The organism is Muribaculum gordoncarteri (genome assembly GCF_004803695.1).
GTDB classification, from domain to species: domain Bacteria; phylum Bacteroidota; class Bacteroidia; order Bacteroidales; family Muribaculaceae; genus Muribaculum; species Muribaculum gordoncarteri.
Map to the genome: position 1 here is coordinate 2,944,522 of NZ_CP039393.1, position 25,552 is coordinate 2,970,073.

Genomic DNA, 25,552 nt, shown 5'->3' on the forward strand with positions numbered 1-25,552 from the left:
TTGTTTTGAAAAATTTTTTTCAAAAAACTTTCAAAGTAAGATTATATAAGCATGTTGATAACTGTGATAACTTTTTAGGTATATGCTTGCATATTAACTTATGAAACTACAATCTACAAATAATCTACATATAAAATGCTGCTACATTGCAATCTTCCAATGATATCACAATGTTATTAACATACGGTTTATAACATGTAATGTTAATAAAAATGTTACGCCATTACTCTTGATAACTATGTTGAAACAGGTGTATAATCAAGTTAAATCATTATTACAACTTATTTTGTAATTACGATTATCCGGTTATACAATCAGGGGTGAATACGATGCAAATTTAGTTGTAAAAATCTCTTATTAATTTATCAAGCTTTATCTACATTACAATCTACATTTGTGAACATCATAATTTTTGAAGTGTAAGAATTACACTTCAAAAATTACGCTAAACTACATTAAGGGTGACAATAAAAAAGGCCGAAAAAAGTTCACGACATTACAAAATAAGTGTATTAGTAACACTGTTGTTGCAATGATGTAATATATAATGTAAACTATGTAATAACATTGTAATAATATGATGTTATATTTAATTAGTTGATTAATAATAAATTAGATATTTATTTAAAATTATTTTGTAAAATATTTGAAAAAAATTGACAAAAATGTTTTGCTTATTAAAATTATTTGTATATTTGCAACATCAAATTTAAACATAAAACAACCAAACTAACAAAAACAATTCATCATGGGAACTTCTACTACATTTCAAGGCAAGCTTTTGAGCCTTCAGAGCAATCTATTGAATTTTGCTTACATGTTAACATCCAATTACGACGATGCCTACGACCTGCTTCAGGACACTACATTGAAGGCTCTCGACAATGAAGACAAGTATGTTGACAATGTCAATTTCAAAGGTTGGGTATTTACTATTATGCGTAACATTTTTATCAACAACTACCGCAAAGTAGTGCGTTCATCAACAGTTGTTGATAAGACAGAGGATCTATATCATCTTAACTTGCCCCAGGATTCAGGTTTCCAGACTCCCGAAGGATCATTTGCCGCCATGGAGATAACCAAGGCCATCAACTCATTCAGCGACGAATACCGTGTTCCCTTCTCAATGCATGTTGCAGGATACAAGTATAATGAAATTGCCGAGAAGATGAATCTGCCTCTCGGAACAGTGAAGAGCCGCATATTCTTTGCACGTCAAAAACTTCAGCAGCAATTTCATGACTATCGCTAATTACATCGTAGCATACTCTTACTGACATTCCATATAATCCCTGATGAAAAGTGGCCGGTAACTCGTTTATCGGTCACTCTTTTTTATGTTACGTGCTATTTAACATGAGTTAAACCATCAATAGGGCGGGAGTATTTGTTAAAAGAAAAGTAACAACTCTTTTATAATGTATTATCAAATTATGAAAAAATCTCTCTTGTTTATAATGTCGATGGCCATGCTGGCGACATTCGGTTGTAGCGATGATGACAATAAAGCTCCATGGGAGGAGCTGCCTTCGGGATCCATAACCGGTGCCGATGCAATGATAACGTTCAACGGCGAGCGTTCCTACGGTTCTGTTCAGCTTAAGGCCGATAACTCATCCAAGGGTGTGATTAATGTTGTGAATGTGCTTCCGGGCTATCCTGAAGTAACGATGGATGTTGACATGGCTCAACAGCCCGACGGCTCGTTTAATGTCACGGGAGCCACTACACTTGACACTCCTCCCTGTATGCTTCCGTCATCGAAATCTGACGAAAAGCTTGTCATCTATAATCTTTCGGTTGAAGGAAATGTCACGACACAGGGAAAAGCCGACATGAATTTTAAAGCGGTGTTGGGCGATAATGTTCAAAACCATGTTACCGGAACATGGGTGTTGGCCGACTATCTGCCGTTGACTCCTGAAGGAATGGCTAATGCTCCCGTACAGGTTAGCTGGGTTACGAAGAGCGGTGGCGTTGAAATGGATGCCCGATTGTCGGCTATGGCAAGTCTTCTTGCCGGCAACATTGTGTATCAGATGCTGAAATCGGTTACATTTTCCCCCGATGGAAACGTAACGGCTTTATATAGCAGCGGCTTTGACCTGGTGGCATTTATGGAGGGCGGTATCGACAAGCAGCAGGGGCGTTACATCCATGTAAACAATGACTGGAAAGAGTCGCCTCGAAATCTTGCTTTCTGGTATTCACCCGGCAATTATCTGTGCGTCACACCTTATATGCCAAACATTATGGCACAGATAGCCATAGACAACGGCGAAGATCCCGACCTGAACAACGGCGCGTTACCTGAGATGGAGAAGCAGCTGCTTGAAAAGCTTGCTCAACTCGGAGTGGATGTGAGCGTGCTGATGGAGAATTTTGAATATTGGAATAAGAATGGAATTCCGTTGCAGATAGTGCGCAGCGATTACAACAGCATGAGTCTGGTATTGGATGAAAAAATGATAGATTCGGTGGTCAAGGCGTTTATTCCCGCACTTGACAAGCTCGACGAGAAGCTTGCCGAGATGATAGCCGCCGATCCCAATGACCCAGTTGTTAAGCTGTTGATGACCGAGATAATGCCTGAATTGGGCATAAACAAGTTGGCCGACCTCGGCTCGCTTTGGATCAATGATACCGAAAGTTTCACGATTGCGCTGAAGTTGAATCGCGCTCAGTGATATTAGAGCCGGTTCGACAATAAATATTAACGGCAGGGTTGCATATTGCGGGCGCTTTTTGGTCTGTTTGTCAGTCGTGTACATCCGAACATAAATCATTGGCTCCATGAAAATAAAGTTTAAGCATTGCCGACGGAAGCGCATCCGTAAGTTTTTGTCAGGCTTCCATGGAATGGTCAAGGCTGATAAAGGATACTGTGGCGTTGATTCCAGGCTTGAGGACTGCATTATCGAATGTGTGAAATCGAATTTCGGTACAGCTGAATTTCGCCCGCTTTCAGGCCGTTGGGTGGTGGAACGCACAAATTATTGGCTCGAAAACTATCGGCGACTATGCCGGAACTATGAGCGATACCTGTCTTCAGCTCGGGCAATGACATATCTTGCCGCGATACTTTTCATGCTCCGGTACTGCTGACTGACGATTACATTATACCCCTAATATTTATTTGATGGGACGAAAGTTACCTTCGCCTCGGCCACTCGTTGGCGCTTTTCTTTAGCTCTTGAGGGAGCGATGGGGTTCCATCGCTCCCTCAAGAGCTAAAGAAAATCACTCAACAATTGACCGCCCTGCCGTTAACATTTATTGTCGTACCGGCTCTTAATGATAAACTATTTTGAGTCAACGCACAATGATGCCTCTCTTGGCGGGGCGTTATTGTGCGTCCTTCGTTATTGTCACAAGCAGTTTGTCGATATGGGCTTTGTCCATGTCGACGACTTTAAACAGGAAGTCGTTCCACTTTATGTTTTCGCCCTCAACGGGTATTTTGCGTGTGTTTTCAAGAATAAGTCCGCCTATTGACGCATAATTGGCAGGCTGATAGAGGTCGCCGCGGTCAAAATAGTTGAGGAAGTCATAAACCGGGCAGCGTGCGTCGACAAGATAGCTCTTGCCGTCGTCCATCGGTAATATATAGGGCCCCGATGCCGGAGTGTCGCAGCATCCTACCAGTCCGTCGAGGATGTCGTTCAATGTCACCACACCCTGCATCGTGCCAAACTCGTCGCACACAATAAGGCAGTGTACATGCTCATTTTTAAGTCGCTCAAGAGCGTCATATACATTCATGCTTTCGGGAATGAACGTGCCTGGCGACAACACCTTGTTAAGCTCGAAGTCAGGGCTGTCGAGGGTGAGTATGAGATCCTTCAGCGATACGGTGCCCTTTATTTCCTCGTGATTATCGTCGAGAACGGGGTAGGTGTCGTGAAGTTCTGAGGCTATGCTGCGCTTTATGTCGTCAATAGACATGTCGATGTCGAGCGTTACGATGTCCTTGCGGCATGTCATGATCGATGCCACGCGCTGGTCGCCAAGCACGAGAGCACGTGTCATGATGTCCTTTTCAACCTCCTTGACTTCGCCCGATGCGGCTCCGTTTTCGATTATCTGTTTCACATCGCCTTCGGTGGTCTTGTTTTCATCGCCTCGCAGGTTAAGCAGCCTCACTATAAGGTTGGTCGACACCGAAAGCAACCACACTATCGGCATTGTAATCTTTGACAGCAGCTTCATTGGTCGGGCCACAATTTTTGCCACAGTGTCGGCTGAATTAAGCGCGATGCGCTTAGGCACAAGTTCGCCCACAACGATTGAGAGATAGGTGACAACAATAACTATCGTCACCTGTGCTATTTCATCGGAGTAGGCGGGAGCCACTCCCCACTTGACGAGGATGTCGGCAAATGTATTTGCAAATGTAGCGCCTGAGTATAGACCGGTGAGAATGCCTATAAGTGTTATGCCTATCTGAATTGTAGACAGAAAACAGTCGGGGTCATTGGCTATTTCGAGAGCTGTGCGTGCGGCACGGTTGCCACGCTTGCTCTCCTGCGACAGTCGTGATTTACGCGCTGAAATAAGAGCGGTTTCCGACATCGAAAATAATCCATTGAGCAGAATAAGACCTACTATAATCAATAATTCTTTCATAAAAATCCAAAATACACGCGATTACTGTTTAGCGTTAATTTAACGTAACCCGTCTATCTTTAAACATAGAGCCTCCCTCAACGGTTTATTAAATTTTTATGAATTAAAAAAGAAGGGGATGTATCATGGTTGACACATCCCCTGTAAAAGAGTAGAGTTAGTTGCAATGGATTTATTCGGTTATGTAGGCGGGAAGCACCGGCATGGCACCCTGCTGAGTGCAGACATAGGCCGATGTGTCGACTGCCTTCTTGTGAGCTTCGATTACCGATTTTCCCTTAAGGATGTTGGCGATGAAAGCGGCTGTGAAAGAGTCACCGGCTCCTACCGTGTCGGCTACTTCTACCTTGGGAGTTGGCTGGAACGATACATTTCCGGGTGTAAAAACATAACTTCCGTTTATGCCGCAAGTGAGAATAAGCATTTTCAGGTTGTATTTGCCAAGAAGTATCCAGCACTTGTCCTGAAGGTCGATGCCTGGATAACCGAACATACGGCTCACGATCACAAGTTCCTCGTCGTTAATCTTGAGAATGTTGCAGCGCATCATTGAGTTGCACAGAATCTCCTTGTTGTAGAATCCCTGGCGCAGATTTACATCAAAAACTATCAGTCGGCCGTCGTCCTGGGGCATTGCGTCGAGAAATCGGTTGATAGTGTTGCGTGACACTACGTTTCGTTGGGCCAATGAACCGAAGCATACGGCGCGTGTGCGTTCGGCGAGAGCTTCAAGTCGGGCAGTGTAGGGGATGTTGTCCCAAGCCACATTCTCCTTTATCTCATATTGCGGAATGCCGGCCTGGTCGATTTCGACCTGTACCGTTCCTGTGGGATAAGGCACATTTTCTATAAGGTAATTTACGCCTTTTCGGTTGAAATTCTCAAGCAGTTCGGTGCCGAGAGCGTCATTTCCCACTGCGCTTATAGCACAGCTTTCAAGGCCGAATTGCGATACGTGATAGGCGAAGTTTGCGGGAGCGCCGCCTATTTTCTTACCTTCGGGAAGTACATCCCACAGGGCTTCTCCCATTCCCACTACTATGTCATTCATGATTGTTATTGTTTAAGTTCTTTATAAATGTATTATTTCTTGATTTTAAGAGTGTAATAGAGCAGATATATTACACCAGCGGCCATTACCGCTACGGCGCCGTTCTGTCCGGCAGTGTCGGCTGCATATCCCATTGCGAGGGGGAATACCGTACCTCCGAATAGTCCCATAATCATGAGTCCCGACACTTCGTTTTTCTCATCGGGCGATGAATTCAGAGCCTGTGCGAAGATGATTGAGAACACGTTGGAGTTACCTAACCCTATCATGGCTATGCCTGCATATATGGTATAGAGCGTGTCGCAGCTCATCAGTATTCCCATTGCTACTATCATCATGATCACGCTTAGCGCGAAGAAGCGTTTTGCCGGAACCGAGCGGAGTATGAATGCTCCGAGGAAGCAACCTGCCGTACGGAATATGAAGTAGATGCTTGTTGCAAATCCGGCCTCTTCGAGCGGAAGTCCGAGTCGCTCCATGATTATTTTGGGAGCGGTGGTGTTGGTGCCCACATCGATTCCCACGTGACACATTATGCCGAGGAAGCAGAGCAGGATGAAGGGACGGCCCAGAAGCTTAAGGCAGGCACCTATGCCCGATGTCTTGTCGGGACGCTCCTCCTCGATGGGAGTTGCACCGAGCACCGATATTGAGAGGAAGCTTATCACTGCATAGATAGCAAACAGTGCACGCCATCCCAGACCGAATGTAGGCAGATAGGTTGTTGCTCCCCAGGCGGCAAGGATTGGTGCGAGAAACGAGGCGATGGCCTTTACAAACTGTCCGAATGTAAGGGTTGAAGCCAGTTTGTCGCTGCTGATGAGGTTGGTTACGAGCGGGTTCAAAGATGTCTGCATAATGGCATTGCCTATTCCAAGCAGTGAAAAAGCGGCGAGCATTGTCATGTAACCGTCGCCTGTAAGCGGCAATATGAGCGAGCAGGCTGTTACGGCGAGGGAGATGAGCACAGTCTTCTTTCGTCCTATACGGTTCATGAGCATGCCTGTAGGCACCGAAAATATGAGGAACCAGAAGAATACGAGCGACGGGAACAGATTGGCTTGCGAGTCGGTGAGTCCGAGATCCTTTTGCACGTAGTTTGATGCAGTTCCCACGAGGTCTACGAAGCCCATTGCAAAGAAGCAGAGCATTACGGGTGCTATCTGCATCAATGAGCTGCGTTTAGCTGTCGATAGTGATTGGGTGGTGTCCATGGGTTATTTTATTGTGTAAATTTTGAGATTATTTATTTTGGCTTTGCCGTTGTCGGCCGATAGGGAGAGGGTAGTGTAGGGAGTTGTGGGGAATACGAGATTGGTCATTACAAATCGTCCGTCATTTCCGAAAACCTCGATGCTTGAGCGGTCGATGAATATGCGCAGGCTCAATCGAGAGTCTTTGCCGAAGGTGGGTGATACGGTGACGGCGGGGAAATCCTGACTGAAATCGGTGACTCCGCTTTCACGACGGTCAAACGACATTGTTTCTTCGACCGGATTGTAGGCCATCATCACTTTTTCGCCTTTGTGGTTGGATAGCGTCAGGGTTACATCGGATGTGCGTCCCGGTTCAATGTCCATTACTATTTCACATGCTCCGTCGTTGACCGAAGGCAGGTTGTAGTTGCGAGCCTTAGTGCCGGCCTTGATGCTCTTGACATCGGTTACGGCTTTTCCGCGAAGCGACAGCAGTTCGGGCGAGGGTGCCGATGAGGCGTAGATCTGTCCGTCATTGCCTTTGAACAGTCCCACCTCACGTGGAAGCGTGTTGGCGCTGCGGAACTGCATAGTGGGCACTTCGGCTGCATATTGCCAGTTGCTCATCCATCCTATTACAGTGCGTCGGTTGTCGGGAGCGTTGCTGAAGCTTACGGTTGCGTAGTGATCCTTACCGTAGTCCATCCACTTTGTAGGCACGTTACCCGATGCGTCACGGTCGGGGGCGAATGTGGTTCCGTCAAAGTCGCCTATGAAGTACTGTGTCGCGCTTCCACCAAAGGGGCCGCCCGGATTGATGTTACACAGGAGAACCCACTTGCTCTCGTCGCTTCCTTCAACGGGAAGTTCAAAAAGGTCGGGACATTCCCACACACCGTCCTGTGAGCCGAGTCCTTTACCGAAGGCACTCTTAAGAGTCCACTCCTTCATGTCGGGTGAAGTGAATATGAGCATTTCGTGGTCGAGCGCATGGGCGAGTACCAATGTCCACAGTTTGGTTTCGTCGTTCCAGAACATATTTGGGTCGCGGGCTTCGCTTTCAAGGGTGATTACGGGATTGCCGGGATATTTGTTATAGGTTGCGCCGTTGTCATCGCTCCATGCCAGGCTTTGTATCTGGCTTGTTCCGGCTGAAGTGTACATTGTCACGATTGCGTCTTTGCCAAATCCGGCGCTGTTGGCTGTGTCTATTGCCGAGCTTCCGCTGAATATCATGCCGAGTCCGTCGGGCTCCACTGCGGGGTTCAACTGATGATCCCAGTGTATGAGGTCACGGCTTGTCGATTGTCCCCATGATAGATTCTGCCATTTCGAGCCGTAGGGATTCCACTGGTAGCACAGGTGCCACACACCGTCCTTGTAGACCATTCCGTTGGGGTCGTTCATCCATCCGTAGATGGGTGTGTGATGATATATCGGGCGATATTTCTCACGGTTTGTTGTGTCGATGGTGTCGGCAAATGCAATGTTGTTCCAGCAGGCGTCATCTTTTGCCTCTCTTACCGATGAGCGGCTTTGTGAGGTAACGACATCAAGGATGAGGTCGTGTCCTTTATAAGGAGTGAGGTCGAGAGGCACGGTGTAGTCCACTTTGGACTTGGCCATGCGCACGGCCAGTGTGCGTTCGAGCTTTCCGTCAACTATTATCTTCACTGTAGCATCGTCGATTGACTCCTGCACGGGAAGCAGCAGATATTTGCTGTCGCTGTCGACGCGAACAATCGTGTTGTTGGTGCCGAGATGTTCGATTTTAATACCCGGCTCCGATGCAAGGGCCGTGATCGTTGCAGCTGAGAGTGACATTGCAACTAATGACATGACTGCTTTTGCGATTATTTTCATGTTATCTTTTTTTGAGGTTGTTTTGTTTGATTGGATTTCACAATGCAAAACTAATATATAAGGATGTCACGCGTTATTAAAAATTACCCATAATATTATACAAATGTTGCATTGCTCGATATTTATAATCAAAAGCACTGTTTTTCATAATATTATATTTATTTTTGCAGCGAATGGAAAAAAGATACCATAGTTAAACCTGTAAAATAATATGCATAGAAAAATTTGTCACATTATATTTATTGTGATAATGTTGTCGGTGTTTCAATCATGTAAGGAGGAAACCAAATATCGCATAGGTGTTTCGCAATGCAGCAATGATGACTGGCGCACCAAGATGAACGAGGAGATTCAACGCGAGATTATGTTTCATCCCGAGGCTACGGTTGAAATACGCTCGGCCGATGACAGCAATGAAAAGCAGATTGCCGACATACGCTATTTTGCTGATAACGGTTTCGACATAATCATCGCCGCTCCCAATGAGGCCGATGCCATAACGCCGGTCATCGAGGAGGTGTATGATGCGGGAATACCCGTCATTGTATTTGACCGTAATATAAACGGCGACAGCTACACCGCCTATCAGGGCGTCGACAATGTAGGGATAGGAAAGTCGGCGGCCGATTATGCCCGTCATCTGCTCCCCGACGGTGGAAATGTAATCGAGATACACGGTCTTGCCGGTTCCACTCCGGCGGTGGGGCGTCATGAAGGATTTGCCAAGGAGGCTGAGCTGAAGGGAATGAACATCATCGCATCGGCCTATGGTAACTGGAATTATGAGGATGCAGCCATAAAGGTTGATTCACTTCTTAATATATATGAGGATGTAGACCTGATTTATGCTCACAATGACCGTATGGCCATAGCTGCATCGGATGTTGCGCGTAAGCATGGCAAGGATATAAGAATAATAGGTATAGATGCAGCTCCCGAAATAGGCATAAAGGCTGTTGCCGATTCGGTGATCGATGCAACGTTTCTATATCCAACCGAAGGCTACAGAATTATACGCACGGCTCTGAACATATTGAACGGCCGTCCCTACGAAAGGGAAAAGATTCTGCCGTTGTCGTCGGCTGTCGACTTGTCAAATGCCGACATCCTGTTGTTGCAGAACGAGTCACTTATGGAAGAAACATCCAAGATAAAGTATCTGAAGTCGCAGGTCGACGACTATTGGAACCGTCATTCGGCGCAGACATCGCTGTTCTATGCAATGATAATAATATTGTTGCTCCTCTTCGGAGTATTGTTCCTGGTTCTTAGGGCTTTCTGGCAGCGTAAAAAGCATCAGAATGTGTTGATGAGCCAAAACAAGATACTTGAGGAGCAGCGTGACACTCAGCGCGAACTCAATGAGCAGCTCAATGCCGCGACACAATCAAAACTGGTGTTTTTTACCAATGTGTCACATGACTTGAGAACTCCGCTCACGCTTATTGCCGAGCCGGTGGAGCAACTTGCCGTTGCCGACAACCTTACTCCGCAACAGAGCATGTTGATGAAGATAGCCAATAAGAATGTGAAGATTCTGAAGCGGTTGATCAATCAGATTCTTGATTTCCGCAAGTATGAGAACGGCAAACTCAACCTTAATCTTGTTGAATCGAAGTTTGGCACCCTTGTCAGGGAGTGGGCCGAGTCGTTCAACTCCATAGCACGCAAGCGTGACATAACACTTACCGTCGATGTGACGCTTGACAAGGATTTTACGTTGGCCGTCGATGCCGAAAAGATCGAGAGAGTGTTTTTCAACCTTATGTCGAATGCCTTCAAGTACACGCCCGACAACGGTTCGATAAAATTCAGCTGCGGATTGGATGGCGACAACCTTCGCTTCTCAATCGAGGACACAGGGCAGGGTATAGGAGCCGACGACATTAACAATATATTCGACCGATTCTATCAGGTCGACAAGATACATCCCAACGGATCGGGCATAGGATTGTCATTGGCCAAGGCCTTTGTGGAGCTTCACGGAGGTTCAATAGCAGTGGAAAGCACTCTTGGAGTTGGCTCGAAATTTACCGTGACATTACCTGTGGTCCATGTTGAGGAGTGCATGCCGGCCGATACCGACAATCTCATAACCAAAGCCGATGTCAATGCCGAGCTTGACCGGCTGGAAGAGGTCGACAGGACAACCGCCGGCACTGAGCTTCCGCTGCTTCTTGTGATTGACGACAATGACGACATACGCCGCATGATAGGCGAGTTGTTGAAGGATGAATATAACATCGTCACGGCTCCCGACGGTCGTGAAGGTGTGAGGTTAGCCGCAAAATATGTGCCCGATTTGATAATATGCGATGTCATGATGCCTGTCATGGACGGTCTTGAGTGTTGTCGCATCATCAAGGATGAGGTGTCGACATCCCACATTCCGGTGTTGATGCTCACGGCATGCTCTATGGATGAACAGAGGGCGCGAGGCTACGACAGCGGTGCCGACGGATACCTGTCAAAGCCGTTTAACAGCGCGGTGCTTAAGTCGCGATGTCGTAACCTTATAGAGAACCGCAAGCGCATCAAGAATCTGTGGTCGTCCAATGGCGGCGGTGATGTAACGGCAAAGGAGCGCAATGCGTCAGTGCTTGTAAACGATGTCGACAGCGAGTTCTATTCCAAGGTTCTCGACATAATGAAAAAGGAGATGGGAAATCCCGACTTGAATGTCGACACTCTGGCTTCGATGATGGGACTGGGACGGTCGCAATTCTATCGCAAGATAAAGGCACTTACCAACTATTCGCCCGTGGAGCTGTTGCGTAACCTGCGCTTGAAACAGGCTCGTGAAATGCTCACCACAACCGAAAAGACTATAGGCGAGATTGCCTATGAAGTGGGATTCTCCTCCCCGGCCTATTTCACGAGATGCTACAGGGAAGCATTCGATGAAACACCGACCGAACTTAGAGAACGCATAGCATTTAAAAAATAGAGATTACAACCGACACATAACATAAAACACGCCTTTCACCACAGTTGAAGGGTGTGTTTTGTGCAAAAAGGGATGAGCGATGTGAAAAATGATGCTTTATCTATCAATAATCGTGCAATGAATCAAATTTCATAGCCTGTGCAACATCGATTATATGCCTTTGCAGCCTCTTGGCCATAACTTTGTGTCGGAAATAACAAACCAATCTAAATATAACATGAAAAGAATAATTCTAAGTACATTTTTGCTCATAGTAGCAATCGCAGTACAAGCACAGAGCATCACAGTGCATGGAACGGTGGTTTCGGCAACCGATTCCGAACCTCTTATAGGTGCAAGCGTGATTTCAGATGTAAAGGGAGTAAATGGTGCGGCAACCGACTTTGACGGAAACTTCACCATGATTGTTCCCGAGGGTTCCAGCCTTACCGTTTCTTATATCGGCTTTAAGCCCAAGACCGTGAAAGCCGAGCCTGAGATGACGATTATTCTTGAAGAGGACACTGAAACTCTTGATGAAGTGGTTGTGGTGGGTTACTCTTCGGAAAAGAAATCCGACCTCACCGGTTCGGTGTCGGTTGTCAAGATGAAGGATGTAGCCGATACGCCCACCGGCAATGTCATTCAGTCGCTCCAAGGCCGTGTGGCAGGTATGACCATCACCACCGACGGTACTCCCGGCGGACTCAGTACAGGAACATCAATACGTGGAGCTTCATCATTCCGAGGCGATGCCAACGGCCCGTTGTATGTAATCGACGGTGTGATGACGCGTGAAAATCCCGGAACAATACTCAGCAGCAACGATGTCGAGTCGATACAGGTGTTGAAGGATGCCGCTTCGGCTTCAATCTACGGTGCCCAGGCTGCCAACGGTGTTATCATCATAACCACCAAGCGGGCAAAGTCGGGCGAGGCGCGCGTGACATTCGATGCTACGTTGACAATGCAGACCTACAACAGCGGTCTTGACCTGCTCGACGCCTATCAGTGGGGCGAAGTATATTGGTCGGCTTATAAATATGCACATAACGGAGCCACTCCGTCATCGGCCGTATACGGCAACGGAGCCACCCCGGTGTTGCAGACCTACAAGAATCTCAACGGTGTCGATGTGCTTCCCCAATCGACCGACTGGGAGAAGGAGATTCACCGCACTGCCCTAATGCAGACTTACAGCATCGGTCTTTCAAAGGGCTCGGAAAACGGCTCGTCGTCACTCTCGCTAAGCTGGCTCGATCATGACGGTATCGTGAAAGGTTCCGACTTTCAGCGCATCAACACCCGATTCAGCTCCGATTACGGATTCCTTGGCAATCGCCTGAAGGCTGGAGGTAATGTAGCCGTGAACTGGTGGAAAGCCCACTACATGCCCGACGGCGCTGAGGAGAATGCCGTTAAGCAGCATCCTGCCAAGGCTGTCTATGATGCCGAGGGTGTGTATGTTGACCAGATAAACGATATATTGGGTGACGCACCCAACATGATGCGTCTTATTAACAATAACAAGTCCAACAATCATGAATACTGGCGAGTGTTCGGTAACGCATATCTTCAGATTGAGCCTATAAAGAACCTTATAGTAAAGACCAACTTCGGTGTCAACTACTATAACGAAACCAACAAGACATTTGAGCCCAAGTGGCTTCGTGACGATGTCAATAAGCTTACTCAGTCAACAGCAAAGAATGTCGACTGGGTGTGGACCAACACCGCTCAGTACAACATCGACCTGGGCAAGAACTCAATCATGGCTCTTGCCGGCGTAGAGTCGAAGAAGTATCACAACGAAAGTTTCTTCGGTTACGGTACGGGACTGGAGATAGAGGATCCCAACTACATATACCTCGGCAACGTGACGGCCAACAAGAATGTGGGTGCCGGTGCTTCCAACTACTCGATGTTCTCGGGATTCGGAAAGTTGAACTATACCTACGACAACAAGTACCTTGCATCGTTCACTATACGCCGTGACGCATCGTCACGCCTCTCCAAGGATCACAACTACGACTGGTTCCCCTCGTTCTCGGCAGGATGGCGCATATCGCAGGAGAGCTTCATGGAGTCGACAAGCAGCTGGCTTTCCGACCTGAAGATTCGCGGATCATGGGGTATCAACGGTAACGACCTCATCGACAATGAAGCATTCTATGCCAAATATCTCATGAGCCTTGACCGTGGTTCCTATAACATGAACGGCGACGGCACTACATTGTCACCCGGAGCGTTCCGTATACGCACCACCAATCCCGACCTTAAATGGGAAAAGACCTATCAGACCAATTTCGGTATCGATGCAGGATTCTTCAACAACCGACTCATCGTTTCGCTCGATTATTTCCACAAGGAAACCAAGGATATGCTTGTTGAGAAACCCTATATAGCAACCATAGGTGAAGGCGGTTACTGCTGGTATAACGGCGGTGAGATGGTCAACCGAGGCTTTGAGGGACAAATCACCTGGCGCACCAATGTGAATCGTGACTTCAGCTACGAGGTAGGATTCAATTTCACGGTTCAGAAGAATGAGGTGACCGACCTGCTCGACGACATCTACTATTCCTACGGCGGAGGTTATGCCGGACACTCACTTGTGGGACAGTCGCTCGGTTCATGGATGGGATTCAAGACCGACGGTGTTTTCCGCTCTCAGGAAGAGGTTGATGAATACTGCAACCGTTATCAGGTAGAGTTCGGACACCCGGCAGTGGGTCGTGTGAAATATGTCGATGCCGACGGTGACGGCAAGATAAATTACAATGACCGCACATGGCTCGGATGTGACCTTCCCAAGGCTCAGTTCGGACTTAATCTCGCCGCCAACTGGAAAGGCTTTGACTTGAGCATGTTCTTTACATCAATTATACGTGACGCATTCAACAACTCGAAGTACTATACCGATTTGTTCCAGTGCTGGAACGGTAATCACGGCACCCGCTTGCTTGATGCCACCAAGGCTTACGACAACTATCTCTTGACCGGTTACTACAATTGTGACACTCCGGCTCCTACGACCGACAATAACAACAACGAGCATGAGGTTTCGGAATTTCACATCGAAAACGGTTCGTTCCTGCGCATGAAGACACTTACCGTAGGTTATTCGCTCCCCGCCTCGTTGCGCAGCAAGCTTAAGCTGTCGAATGCACGAATATATCTTCAGGCACAGAATCTGTTCACCATCACCAACTACTCGGGTGCCGATCCCGAAGGACTCGGTTATCCCTACGCATTGCCCCGTCAATACACTGTGGGTATACAATTCGGTTTCTGATAATAAAAACAACACAACAACACCATTAAATTTTTAATAAAATGAAAATACAAAATATATTACTGACTCTCGGATGTGCCGCAATGCTCGTGGGCTGTAGCGATGACTTCCTTGAAAACAAGCCTCAGGGCAGCCTTTCGGACGGTGTGATGAATTCGACCGATGCCATAGATTTGCTGGTAAACTCAGCCTATGCCTCACTATCGGGTTTTACCAATGAGCAGGGCGATCCCTGGGTAAGACCTACCACCAACTGGAGTTTCGGTGAAGTTCGCGCCGACAATGCCTATAAAGGCGGTGGCGGTGAAGGCGACCTGTGAGATATCCATGCCATGGAAACATTCCAGGTACAGAGCAACAACGGTAATCTTGACGGAAAGTGGTTTAACCTCTACAGCCAGATATCACGCTGTAACGCGGCTCTAAGAGTTCTCAACAAAGCCGATGAAAATGATGTGCCTGTCAAGAAATCACGCATAGCCGAGATGAAGGTGCTGCGTTCACACTTCTACTTTGAACTTGTGCGCCTCTTCAATAAGGTTCCCTACATGGATGAGAATCTCCCTGAAACCGAGTATGTCAATGTACGTAATGACGAGTTTACCCGCGAACAGCATCTCGACCGAATAGCCAAGGAGCTTCTTGAAGCTGCCAACGACCTTCCCGAACGTCAGGATGAGGTGGGCCGCATCAATCGCAATATCGCGCTTGCCTATGCAGCCAAGGTAAAGCTCTATCAGGCTTATGAGCAGGATGCACAGACTCATGCCGTAGTCAATATCAACAAGGGCCTTCTAAAGGAGGTGGTTGAACTTGTCGACCGCTTGTCGGGTTACGACCTGCTTCCCGATTTCCAGGGTCTTGACCTGGTTGCCAATGAGAATGGTGCTGAATCGGTGTTTGCCGTGCAGTATTCGATGAATGACGGTTCTGGCGATGCCGGACGCGTCAATTGGAGCAACCTGCTTAACTCACCCGGCGGCAACAGCCCCTATCATGGTGACGGATTCTTCCTCCCCTCGCAGGACCTGATAAATGCTTATCAGACCGATGATGCCGGACTTCCCGTGTTTGACTACCAGTCGCGTCCTGACTACGGTGTTGTGACATTCATCGACGATGAGCATCAGACACTCGGCAACACCGAACCCAATGTCGATCCCCGTCTTGACTTTGTGACCGGTCGTCCGACAATCACCTACAAGACCTATCGCAACACTCCCTGCCAGTCATGGGTGCGTGACCGCGGAGTCTACGGACATAATTGCGCAAAACGTTTCTGGGTATCGCCCGAGTCATCCGACATGTATCAGGGTTGGCCTTGGGGAGCTTCGCAGCTCAACTGGCAGATAATCCGTTACGCCGACATGCTTCTTTACAAGGCTGAAGCTTTGATAGAGATAGGCGAGGACCTTGAGCAGGCACGTAACATAATCAACCGCATCCGTCAGCGCGCCAAGAGCAGCGCCTATGTTAAGGACTTCAACGACCCGTCGAAGGATGCCGCCAACTATAAGATAGGGCTTTACCCCGCGGCAGGATGGAATCAGGAGTATGCTCGCAAGGCTCTCCGCACCGAGATGCGTCTTGAAAAGGCTCTTGAGGGCGAGCGTTACTTCGACCTCGTGAGATGGGGTGTTGCCAAGCAGGTGATGACTGCTTACTTCAACGCCGAGAAGGACAACCGCATCTACTATCAGGATGCCAAGTTTGACGATGGCGAGGAGTACTATCCCATTCCCGTTGCACAATATAATTTTTCATTAGGTAAATATACACAGAATCCCGGTTATCCGAGTTTCTAAAGGTAGTTAGTTTTTAAGGTTAAAAAAGGTTTTGGGTGGAAGTGTGAGCTATTGTGGATTGATTCTGTCGATAGCCGCACTTTCCATTTTTATTTCTGTTTTTTCACATTTGGACATTACTGCATAGCCTCTGAAGTCGATATGGCAAGGGCGTCGTTGACGGCTTCCGAAGCAATTGAGTGAAGCGGATCGCGGAGATAGCTTTCGGGTATCGGGGTGCAGTGATTGAGCGTGAATATTTGTCCTGTCAATTGGGAGTTGGCCGCATTAATGGCCGGTGCGGCTCCCTGGGCGGGAGTTGATATCAAGGGGCGGAAAAACTTGTCGCTCAACTTGTCGACTACAGGGTTGCCGAGCGTTATTATGCCCGAATCGACGATTCCCGGGTCGGAGCAGTTTACGCGGATGCCGCGTGGTGCAAGTTCACACGCGAGGTCGAGTGCATAGTGCGTGAGCATGAGTTTGCTGCGTCCGTAGGTCGTGAATCGGTGGTGATGGGTTATGGCGTGTTGCTTCCAGTCGGTTCGGAGTTTCGCAATGTGTCGTGTCATGGATGTGGTAAACACGATGGCGCCGCCGTTGACTATTCGCGGCAGCAACATCTGTGTCAGCAGTGCCGTGGAGAGGAAGTTGGTCTGGGTGGCCGATTCATATCCGTCGGCAGTGAGCTTCATTGTTCCGGGCATTGTACCGGCATTGTTGAAAATGGTGTCGACGGCCATGTCACGCTCCCTTATCGACATGACGAAATTGATTACCGAGTCAAATGACTCGAGGTCGAGCTGCATTGCCGTGAGCGTCACGTTGCAAGGCGACAGGCGGTCAATCATCGCCTTGGCGCGGTCTTGATTGCGACAAGCGAGGACAATGTGCGACACTCCCGACTCGATAAGTCGGTCGACAATTGCGCTTCCTATGCCGCCTGTGGCTCCCGTTACTATGTGTACAGGATTGTTGTTCATTGGTTGATGCGATCGAGTAAACGTGTTTTTATTATTAATCGCGCCCATTCGGGTAGTGAGGCTACCGTTACGATTGCCATGCGGTTGAGGCCTCCGTTTATGTATTGGGCACGGCCTTGCAAGGTGCGTCGCAATGCCTTTTTTACAAATCGTTGCGGAGTGTCGAGCGCATGCAGTTTCACCCCAAGGCGCTGAAGTTTGGGCGGCAGTCCGAACAAATTGGTGGCAATGCCTCCTGGACAGGCTACCGTTACCGATACGCCAAGTTCCTTAACCTCGATGCGCAGTGCCCGTGAGAAGGCGCGTATATATGCCTTTGTGGCCGAATAGAGGGCTATGCCCGGCATAGGCATCCAGCACGACATCGACGACATGTTGAGGATGTAGCCTTTCACTCCGTTACTGCTCATGCGTTGTGCTATGGTGCGGCTGAGATGCGTTAGCGAGCGCACATGCAGGTCGACATAGAGGTTGATGCGGCTTTCCGAAAGGTCGTTCACCGCCTTGAAATCAAATATTCCGGCATTGTTGATCAGCAGCCGAGGGGTGATGTCACGCCTGTCAAGAAACTCCGTTATTGAGGCTACGGCATTACTGTCGGTGAGGTCGAGATATAACGGGAGAGCCTTGACATTATAGAGTACTCCTAAATCGGTGGCACACTTTTCAAGGGTGTCCTGATTGCTTATCATGACGACATTGCATCCTAATGAGGCGAGCCGTCGCGAAAATTCCAGCCCTATGCCCGACGATGCGCCGGTGACAATGGCCCAGCACCCTCTAAGTCGTTTTTCGCGGTTCATTGCTTCTGTCGGGCTTTAATCTGCTCGATTTCACGGCACAGTGAGCGAGGGAGGTCCTTCACGCACTTGTGACATGCCATCTCAAGCGTGTACATTCGTCCTATGCAGTAGTTGATGTGCTCGCATCCCGATGATTCAATGCCTTCGTCACGCATTCGGTTTACGAAGTCGGGCATGGTGAGGAGAGCCCTTGCCATTTGCACAAACTCAAAGCCTTCGTCGAGCACTCGCTCGATGCCTGTGCGGGTTGAGCAACCGCCTACATATATGAGCGGAAGTTTCAGCTCGTTCCTGAACAGCTTGGCATCATCGAGGAAGTAGGTTTCGCTATAGGGCACGGTGGGTATCATCATCTTCCCGAATGCCCTTACGCCATACTTCAGCCACCAGCAGTCCATATAATGCGTGAGTGCCTGTATGGGCATCTCGCCTCTCATCACATACATGGGGGCTTTGCTGACAAATCCGCCGCTAAGCACTATGGCATGGACGCCCGCGCGTTCGATTTCGTGTGCCACGGTAAGGGCGTCGTCAATCTCCATGCCGCCCTTGAATCCGTCACGCATATTGGTCTTGACCACTACGCCCATGTCGCTTCCTGCGGCTTTCATGACCTCTTCAAGGCACATGCGCATAAATCGCATGCGATTGTCGAGCGAACCGCCCCAGCGATCGCGTCGGTGATTGGTGTAGGGCGAGAGAAACTGGCTTATTAGGTAACCGTGTCCGGCGTGAATCTCCACGCAGTCCATGCCGCTGTCACGTGCCAGACGCACGGCGTCGCCGAATGACCGGCTCATGGCTATAATTTCGTCCTCGCGCATCTTGCGCACAGGGGTGGGCGAGTATATGTTGAATCGTCCCGAGGCTGATATAGGCGTTTCTCCCGCTGTCGACTTGTGTGACATGTTTCCGCAATGGCCGAGCTGTATCGAAGCCTTTGCTCCCGTGGCATGGATTGCATCGGTTATGTCGCGCAACGCAGGCACTATTTCGGGACGCATCCACAGTTGGCGCGGAAACGAGAGTCCGTTACGCGTCACCGAGGCGTAGGCCAGGGTGGTCATGCCTACTCCGCCTTCGGCCACCGAAAGGTGATAGTCCTTGAGTTGCTGCGACGGACTGTTTCCGGGGCACATGCCCTCGAATGCCGCCGAGCGTATGGTGCGGTTGCGCAATGTGACGGGGCCTATATTGGCCGGAGTGAATAGTATTGATTCCTTTTTCGTTTCCATGTTCAGGTGGTGGATTAGTATATGAAGGGGATGATGCGTTTAAGTTTCAGCGAGGTGAACCGGGTGCCGAATTCCGAGGCATAACGGCGGTTGATTTTTCCCGCGCGAGGTGCAAGGTTGGCAAATGTCCACAATGCGAATACGGCTCCGGCCCATGACCAGGTGAGGATGGCAAATCCGGTCCATTCCACAACTTCACCGAAATAGTTGGCCGATGACACGTAACGGAACATTCCGCCGCGAGGTATGTAGTGGGCCGTGTCGCCGGGTGAACGCAGATGTCGTATTATATAGTCACTGTGGATATTTATAGCCATTCCGGCAAAGAATATTATCGTGCCTATGATGAATTGAGGCGTGAGAAGCCATGAGTCGGGATAGCGGTCGGCCGGGGAGATGTAGAATATCCAGCCGCCCTGCATCAGTGCGTTAAGTACATTGAATGTTATTCCCATGGCGATGATTGAAAGCGGCATACGCCCCTTGCCGTTTATCAGCAACGGGAAAATGAATGAACGCTGAAAGTAATGAAGCTCAAAGAGGAGAAACATCACCAGCGGTGCCGTGTCAAACCGGCGTGACGAATACCACCACAGCAGTAGCATAGCGATGAACACGGGAGCCTCCATTGCCACCCAGCCTATGCGGTTGTCGACAGTCGCTCCCCAGCGGCGATTGTACATCATGCCGTAACCCGCCTCCACAAAGTGAAGCGCAATGAACACCACTACGGCTGTGACGGCCATGACGATAAGAAACAGATTGAAGGATTCGGGAGTTATTATCATTGACAACGAATTGGTTTTGAAATCTGCCAAATATAGCGATAAAATTTCTATATCGGATGAAAAATGCGGGAAAGTGGGGCGATACCCGCATTTTTTAGTCAAAAATGCGATAAATCCCGGATATTTTGCGACACACCGATACTCCCAATCCGCATCTAACGCACAACATTCAGCCGCCACATCTCGCTGATGCTACTAACGCGGGTTTATTACAAATGCTCTTATTAAAATCCTATTTTCTAGAACTCTCGCAGAATTCGAGGATCGAATGACATGAATATCATGAAAATTACTTAGATTTGCAATTTAAGTATCAGATGCGAAATGCAATAGTTAATAGAACTTATATGTGAAAAAATTGAAGAGATAGAGAGTAACGCTATTCAATTACCAAACAAGGGATTAGAACAAATTACTAATGCACTTTCTTTTTAGATAAAATTATTTCGTTTGAAGAAATATGGCAAAGACTGACAATAAACCGGCATTTGTGAAACGCGATACCATTATCGTGGGCAAAGAGTATGCACAACTCTTAAGCACGTTGAAAGATCGTTTCCGTAGATCGCAGATAAAAGCTGCTGTTAAGGTAAATACATCAATGCTGGAGTATTACTGGTGTATGGGCCGTGATATTTCAAGACTTCATGAAGCTGCCAAATGGGGAAGCGCCTTCTTTGATTGTTTGAGTCTTGACCTCAAGACTGCTTTCCCCGGTCAGACCGGTTTTTCTGTAACTAACATCAAGTATGCCAAACGTTGGTACGAGTTTTATAATCAAGCGAATGTAATTCGTCAACGACTCGTTGACGAATTTGATATGCCTGCTGATTTCGGCATGGTTCCGTGGGGACATCACATAGACATATTTACTCGAAGCAAGTCAGTTGAAGAAGCACTTTTCTATATCGATGAAACCATAAGAAATGATTGGAGCCGTCCCGAACTTGATGCAGAAATAGATGATAATCTATATGGAAAACAAGGGCATGTTCTTACCAATTTCGATGAAAAGCTGCCGGCTCCATACAGCGGTCTTGCAAAGGCAATATTGAAAAGTCCGTATGATTTCAGATTCATCGACAAGAAAATAACTACCGAGAAACAACTGGAAGATGAGCTTGCGGCTAATATCACTCGATTCCTTCTTGAATTAGGACAGGGATTTGCATATGTCGGTCGTCAGATGGAATTGAGGATGCCTGGAGGCCAGACATTCATTCCCGATATGGTTTTTTACCATACAAGACTTAAATCGTATATCGTTTGTGAGCTGAAAGTCGTGCCGTTTATTCCTGACTTCGTAGGAAAACTGAATTTCTATGTTTCAGCGGTTGATGAGCTTATGAAGCAATCTGATGACAATCCGACAATAGGATTATTGATATGCAAATCAAAAGATGATACGGTTGTTGAATGGTCTTTCCGAGGCATGAAGCAGCCCCTCGGAGTTGCTGAATATCAACTTAAAGAATTTATTTCTGATAAAGCTGCAAAGTTACTCCCGTCCGAGGCTGAATTGCAAAACGTTATAGACACATACGATGATGTATCGGATGATTGAGAATTTCAATAATCAATATTCTGATTTTTGTCTTTGACAGCGATGTCGGAAAGTGGGGCTGTCATTTCATTAGATGTTTTTGGTGGGGCGGTGGGGAGTAGAACACGTAATTTTTTGTAACTTTGTCATAATAATTTAAATGGTTATGACCCAAACGGACAACAACACAACCCCCATGCGCCCTGACACTTCGTTGTCAAAGGGATTAAGCACATTCATCAAGAGCAAGTCGTTTATAGGTTTCGTCATTTCGGTTGCCGTACTCGCAGTGCTTTCGTTGGTTTATTTTTATCCCGATGCAATGCAAGGCAACGAACTGCGTCAGCATGACATGCAGCAGGGTGCTGCAATAGGACACGAGGTGCAGGCCTATACCGAGGCTACCGGTGAGGCTTCGCGATGGACCAACTCCATATTTTCGGGTATGCCCAACTTCCAGATTGCGCCGTCGTATCCGTCCAACGATCTGATGTCATGGATTGGCGACCTCTACACACTATGGCTGCCTTCGCCGGCCAATCTTATATTCGCCATGATGATGGGATTTTTCATCCTGCTTCTGGCCATGAAGGTTAAGTGGTATCTTGCCTTGCCTGGTGCCATAGCCTATGGATTCTCGTCCTACTTCTTCATCATAATCGGTGCGGGTCATATATGGAAATTCATAACGCTCTCCTACATACCTCCCACAATCGCGGGTATAGTGCTGTGTTACAGGGGGCGTTATCTCGCGGGCGGCGCGTTGGCGGCGTTGTTTGCAATGCTCCAGATTGCCGGCAACCACATCCAGATGTCCTATTACTTCATGTTTGTTGTCGTGGGATTTGTGGTGGCCTACGCCGTTATATTGTATCGCCGTCACAATATGTCGCAATGGGTCAAGGCTACCGGCGCTCTTGCAATCGCGGCTGTGCTTGCCGTTGCTGCCAACAGTCCGAGCCTCTATAACACCTATGAATACTCGAAGGAAACCATGCGCGGCAACCACAGCGAGTTGTCGGGCGAAGGTAATGCTTCGGCTGTGAATGCCGGAGGCGGACTTAACAAGGACTACATAACGGCGTGGAGCTACGGAAAGAGCGAAACGTTCACTCTGCTCATACCCAATGTCAAGGGCGGTGCCACGATAAAGCCCGAAAAGGGAGGCAACAAACTGCTGTCGCTTTACGATGTGGATGCCACTCAGGACCTGGTAAGGTCGGGACAGCTTCCCGGCGAGATGGCTTCGGCGCTTCAGCAGATGCCGCAATATTTCGGTGACCAGCCCATGACCAACGGCCCTGTCTACGTGGGTGCGCTGCTGATGGCCTTATTCCTGCTCGGATGCATAATCGTGAAAGGCCCCATAAAATGGATGCTGGTGATTGTCACGATTATATCAATCGCCTTGTCGTGGGGACACAACATGATGTGGCTTACCGACCTGATGATCGACCACTTCCCGATGTATAACAAATTCCGCACGGTGGCAAGTATTCTTGTCATCGCCGAATTTACCATACCGCTGCTTGCCGTGCTGGCTCTACAGCAGGTAATAGCCAACCGTGACAAGTGGCGCGAATACAGGATACCGTTGCTTGTGTCGTTCGGATTGTGCCTGCTTGTGTGTGCGATAGGCATAATCGCTCCGGGCACATTCGGCTCCTACCTGAGCGCACAGGAGCATGACTACTATGTGGCGTCGGGCATGGCGATGCAGTATCCTCAGCTTTTTGCCGCGATAGAGAAGGTGAGAATGTCGATGGTGTCGTCAGATGCGTTACGCTCGTTTATCGTCATCGGCATAGGTGCATCGTTGCTGCTGTTGTTCTTCAAGGATAAAATCAGTGCGAAGGTGCTGTGCATTGTGCTCACCGTAGTGATTGTGGGCGACCTCTACATGGTCGACAAGCGTTACATCAACAGCGACAGCTTCCTGCCCCGTCAGCTTGCACAGGGCGATCCGTTCCCCCTCACACAGGCCGACCGACAGATTCTTGCTGACACGACAATGAACTACCGCGTGATGAACATTCCGCAATTCGGCGAGGCCGCTCCTTCCTACCACCATAAGATGATAGGCGGTTATCATGCCGCCAAGCTTACGCGCTATCAGGACATGATCGACCGTCACCTGATAAAGTTCCAGGGCGGTGATGTGAGCGAGGCCGACATGAATGTCCTCAATATGCTCAACGCGCGTTACCTTGTGATGAGTGACGATGAGGTATATGTCAATCCCGACGCTCTCGGTAACGCATGGTTTGTCGACAGGGTTATGTATGTCGACGGTGCCGATGCCGAGATGGCCGCTCTCGACACCATAAATCCCGCCGTTACGGCAGTATCTGACGCAAAGTTCCGTGACATACTTGGCGCTAATGTCCCCGTAAAGCAACCGGGCGACACCATATTTGAAACCACCTATGCTCCCAATCGCCTCACCTATCATGCACAGTCGGGCAAGGGCGGTGTAGCAGTGTTCTCGGAGGTCTACTTCCCGTGGGGATGGAAAGCGTGGATCGACGGAGAGCCTGCCGACATAGCTCGTGTCGACTATCTGTTGCGAGCCATGAGAATACCGGCGGGAACCCATGAAATCAAGATGGAGTTTGACCCCGAGTCGCTTCATGTGACATCGTCGCTCGCCTACGTGTCAATAATCATAATCTATATAGCTGTGGTGGCGGCAGTCCTGCTCGGTATAATGGGATTGTCGCGTCGTAAGGAGGACGATGAATCTTAAGCGATACTACACGGCATTTAACCGCTACAAGCGCAGCAAGGGATTCGGCATACACTCGCCGTTTGCCTTCTCATTTGTGCTTCAGGTGCTCAGGGAGCGGTGCCCTTACTATGCCTACGACGACATTTCGTCGCGGCGCAAGCTTGCATTGTCGCTTGCTGCGGATGTCGCGCGACATCCGCGCATAATATCGCTCAAGAATGCCAAGATGCTGTTTCGCATCGTGTGCTACTTCAATCCGCGTGTCATGTTGCAGATAGGTACATCCTACGGTGTGTCGACAACGGCCATGCTCGATGTCGACAGCCGGTCGAAGCTCGTCATATACACCGGTGACAACCCGCACCGTGACATATATGACAAGGTGACGGCTGACTATAAGGGGCGCATCAGTGAGGCGGCGACTGCCGATGAGGCTATTGCGCACTACAGGGCCGTGAGCCAAGGTGACGGTGTAAAATTCATGGTTGTAAACTCGGTCGACAGTGACATGACGCGTGAAAGCGTGATGCGATATGCCGAAGAGGTGCTCGACGGCGAGGGTGTGGTGGCTATGCGAAACCTGTCGCGTGACGAGCGGATGGCGACACTGTTCAATGACCTGGACTCGTCGCTCACTCACGGCATGACATTCACCAACGGACGCATAGCCGTGATAGTGGGTTATCGTCATCTGCCCCGACAGAGTTTCTCGTTATGGTTTTAAGAAT

Annotated in this window: 17 protein-coding genes; 9 read left to right on the plus strand and 8 right to left on the minus strand. The window is 48.5% G+C overall.

Going from position 1 to position 25,552, the window contains the following annotated elements; all coding sequences use genetic code 11:
- Positions 1 to 748 precede the first annotated feature (748 nt).
- Together E7746_RS12915 and E7746_RS12920 are read left to right on the plus strand one after the other, a co-directional pair.
- Positions 749 to 1,255: an RNA polymerase sigma factor gene (locus E7746_RS12915; protein ID WP_123394822.1), complete on the plus strand. Its 507-nt coding sequence runs from the start codon at positions 749 to 751 to the stop codon at positions 1,253 to 1,255.
- A 181-nt stretch (positions 1,256 to 1,436) separates the two neighbouring features.
- Complete coding sequence (locus E7746_RS12920) at positions 1,437 to 2,690, plus strand: DUF4925 domain-containing protein (RefSeq protein WP_168184395.1); 1,254 nt, start codon at positions 1,437 to 1,439, stop codon at positions 2,688 to 2,690.
- Between the two features lie 658 nt (positions 2,691 to 3,348).
- Here E7746_RS12920 and E7746_RS12930 read toward each other — a convergent pair.
- From E7746_RS12930 to E7746_RS12945, 4 genes are all read right to left on the minus strand, one after another.
- The gene (locus E7746_RS12930) at positions 3,349 to 4,629 is read right to left on the minus strand and encodes a hemolysin family protein (protein ID WP_136411064.1); all 1,281 of its coding nucleotides are present in this window, start codon (positions 4,627 to 4,629) and stop codon (positions 3,349 to 3,351) included.
- A gap of 172 nt (positions 4,630 to 4,801) precedes the next feature.
- On the minus strand, positions 4,802 to 5,680 hold the full coding sequence (locus E7746_RS12935) for a carbohydrate kinase family protein (protein ID WP_136411065.1): 879 nt from the start codon (positions 5,678 to 5,680) through the stop codon (positions 4,802 to 4,804).
- Positions 5,681 to 5,712: 32 nt separating this feature from the next.
- Complete coding sequence (locus E7746_RS12940; protein WP_238337217.1) at positions 5,713 to 6,894, minus strand: MFS transporter; 1,182 nt, start codon at positions 6,892 to 6,894, stop codon at positions 5,713 to 5,715.
- A gap of 3 nt (positions 6,895 to 6,897) precedes the next feature.
- A complete protein-coding gene (locus tag E7746_RS12945) occupies positions 6,898 to 8,715 on the minus strand; it encodes a GH32 C-terminal domain-containing protein (RefSeq protein ID WP_238337219.1) in 1,818 nt (605 codons plus the stop codon).
- Between the two features lie 235 nt (positions 8,716 to 8,950).
- Here E7746_RS12945 and E7746_RS12950 point away from each other — a divergent pair, with 235 nt between their 5' ends.
- The 4 genes from E7746_RS12950 to E7746_RS12960 all read left to right on the plus strand — a co-directional run bounded on the left by E7746_RS12950 (position 8,951) and on the right by E7746_RS12960 (position 16,765).
- On the plus strand, positions 8,951 to 11,686 hold the full coding sequence (locus E7746_RS12950) for a hybrid sensor histidine kinase/response regulator transcription factor (RefSeq protein WP_136411067.1): 2,736 nt from the start codon (positions 8,951 to 8,953) through the stop codon (positions 11,684 to 11,686).
- 217 nt (positions 11,687 to 11,903) lie between these two features.
- On the plus strand, positions 11,904 to 14,960 hold the full coding sequence (locus E7746_RS12955; RefSeq protein ID WP_136411068.1) for a SusC/RagA family TonB-linked outer membrane protein: 3,057 nt from the start codon (positions 11,904 to 11,906) through the stop codon (positions 14,958 to 14,960).
- Positions 14,961 to 15,001: 41 nt separating this feature from the next.
- Complete coding sequence (locus E7746_RS15300) at positions 15,002 to 15,280, plus strand: hypothetical protein (protein WP_238337221.1); 279 nt, start codon at positions 15,002 to 15,004, stop codon at positions 15,278 to 15,280.
- 12 nt (positions 15,281 to 15,292) lie between these two features.
- On the plus strand, positions 15,293 to 16,765 hold the full coding sequence (locus tag E7746_RS12960; protein ID WP_238337224.1) for a RagB/SusD family nutrient uptake outer membrane protein: 1,473 nt from the start codon (positions 15,293 to 15,295) through the stop codon (positions 16,763 to 16,765).
- 116 nt (positions 16,766 to 16,881) lie between these two features.
- On the opposite strand, the gene E7746_RS12965 is transcribed toward E7746_RS12960, so the two are convergent.
- The 4 genes from E7746_RS12965 to E7746_RS12980 are packed head-to-tail and all read right to left on the minus strand — an operon-like array spanning position 16,882 to position 20,553.
- Positions 16,882 to 17,727, minus strand: coding sequence for an SDR family NAD(P)-dependent oxidoreductase (locus E7746_RS12965; protein ID WP_168184396.1), 846 nt, complete (start codon positions 17,725 to 17,727; stop codon positions 16,882 to 16,884).
- Positions 17,724 to 18,530, minus strand: coding sequence for an SDR family NAD(P)-dependent oxidoreductase (locus E7746_RS12970; protein WP_136411070.1), 807 nt, complete (start codon positions 18,528 to 18,530; stop codon positions 17,724 to 17,726). Before E7746_RS12970 ends, E7746_RS12965 begins: the two co-directional genes overlap by 4 nt.
- The gene (locus tag E7746_RS12975; RefSeq protein ID WP_136411071.1) at positions 18,527 to 19,765 is read right to left on the minus strand and encodes an NADH:flavin oxidoreductase; all 1,239 of its coding nucleotides are present in this window, start codon (positions 19,763 to 19,765) and stop codon (positions 18,527 to 18,529) included. The genes E7746_RS12970 and E7746_RS12975 overlap by 4 nt, the downstream gene beginning before the upstream one ends.
- Positions 19,766 to 19,779: 14 nt before the next feature.
- A complete protein-coding gene (locus E7746_RS12980) occupies positions 19,780 to 20,553 on the minus strand; it encodes a DUF1295 domain-containing protein (protein ID WP_136411072.1) in 774 nt (257 codons plus the stop codon).
- A gap of 460 nt (positions 20,554 to 21,013) precedes the next feature.
- Between E7746_RS12980 and E7746_RS12985 the strand changes: the two genes are divergently transcribed.
- The 3 genes from E7746_RS12985 to E7746_RS12995 all read left to right on the plus strand — a co-directional run bounded on the left by E7746_RS12985 (position 21,014) and on the right by E7746_RS12995 (position 25,548).
- Positions 21,014 to 22,117 carry a PDDEXK nuclease domain-containing protein gene (locus tag E7746_RS12985; protein ID WP_136411073.1) on the plus strand — a complete coding sequence of 368 codons (1,104 nt, stop codon included), beginning with the start codon at positions 21,014 to 21,016 and terminating at the stop codon, positions 22,115 to 22,117.
- A 145-nt stretch (positions 22,118 to 22,262) separates the two neighbouring features.
- Positions 22,263 to 24,842, plus strand: coding sequence for a YfhO family protein (locus tag E7746_RS12990; protein WP_238337227.1), 2,580 nt, complete (start codon positions 22,263 to 22,265; stop codon positions 24,840 to 24,842).
- Positions 24,832 to 25,548, plus strand: coding sequence for a hypothetical protein (locus E7746_RS12995; protein WP_136411074.1), 717 nt, complete (start codon positions 24,832 to 24,834; stop codon positions 25,546 to 25,548). The genes E7746_RS12990 and E7746_RS12995 overlap by 11 nt, the downstream gene beginning before the upstream one ends.
- Positions 25,549 to 25,552: the final 4 nt, after the last annotated feature.

Bases quoted from the DNA above. Each gene is read 5' to 3' on its own strand.
- E7746_RS12935 (WP_136411065.1), bottom strand. From the start codon at position 5,680: ATGAATGACATAGTAGTGGGAATGGGAGAAGCCCTGTGGGATGTACTT.
- E7746_RS12965 (WP_168184396.1), bottom strand. From the start codon at position 17,727: ATGAACAACAATCCTGTACACATAGTAACGGGAGCCACAGGCGGCATA.
- E7746_RS12975 (WP_136411071.1), bottom strand. From the start codon at position 19,765: ATGGAAACGAAAAAGGAATCAATACTATTCACTCCGGCCAATATAGGC.
- E7746_RS12980 (WP_136411072.1), bottom strand. From the start codon at position 20,553: ATGATAATAACTCCCGAATCCTTCAATCTGTTTCTTATCGTCATGGCC.
- E7746_RS12985 (WP_136411073.1), top strand. From the start codon at position 21,014: ATGGCAAAGACTGACAATAAACCGGCATTTGTGAAACGCGATACCATT.
- E7746_RS12945 (WP_238337219.1), bottom strand. From the start codon at position 8,715: ATGTCATTAGTTGCAATGTCACTCTCAGCTGCAACGATCACGGCCCTT.
- E7746_RS12990 (WP_238337227.1), top strand. From the start codon at position 22,263: ATGACCCAAACGGACAACAACACAACCCCCATGCGCCCTGACACTTCG.
- E7746_RS12955 (WP_136411068.1), top strand. From the start codon at position 11,904: ATGAAAAGAATAATTCTAAGTACATTTTTGCTCATAGTAGCAATCGCA.
- E7746_RS15300 (WP_238337221.1), top strand. From the start codon at position 15,002: ATGAAAATACAAAATATATTACTGACTCTCGGATGTGCCGCAATGCTC.
- E7746_RS12940 (WP_238337217.1), bottom strand. From the start codon at position 6,894: ATGGACACCACCCAATCACTATCGACAGCTAAACGCAGCTCATTGATG.
- E7746_RS12920 (WP_168184395.1), top strand. From the start codon at position 1,437: ATGAAAAAATCTCTCTTGTTTATAATGTCGATGGCCATGCTGGCGACA.
- E7746_RS12970 (WP_136411070.1), bottom strand. From the start codon at position 18,530: ATGAACCGCGAAAAACGACTTAGAGGGTGCTGGGCCATTGTCACCGGC.
- E7746_RS12915 (WP_123394822.1), top strand. From the start codon at position 749: ATGGGAACTTCTACTACATTTCAAGGCAAGCTTTTGAGCCTTCAGAGC.
- E7746_RS12960 (WP_238337224.1), top strand. From the start codon at position 15,293: ATGGAAACATTCCAGGTACAGAGCAACAACGGTAATCTTGACGGAAAG.
- E7746_RS12995 (WP_136411074.1), top strand. From the start codon at position 24,832: ATGAATCTTAAGCGATACTACACGGCATTTAACCGCTACAAGCGCAGC.
- E7746_RS12930 (WP_136411064.1), bottom strand. From the start codon at position 4,629: ATGAAAGAATTATTGATTATAGTAGGTCTTATTCTGCTCAATGGATTA.
- E7746_RS12950 (WP_136411067.1), top strand. From the start codon at position 8,951: ATGCATAGAAAAATTTGTCACATTATATTTATTGTGATAATGTTGTCG.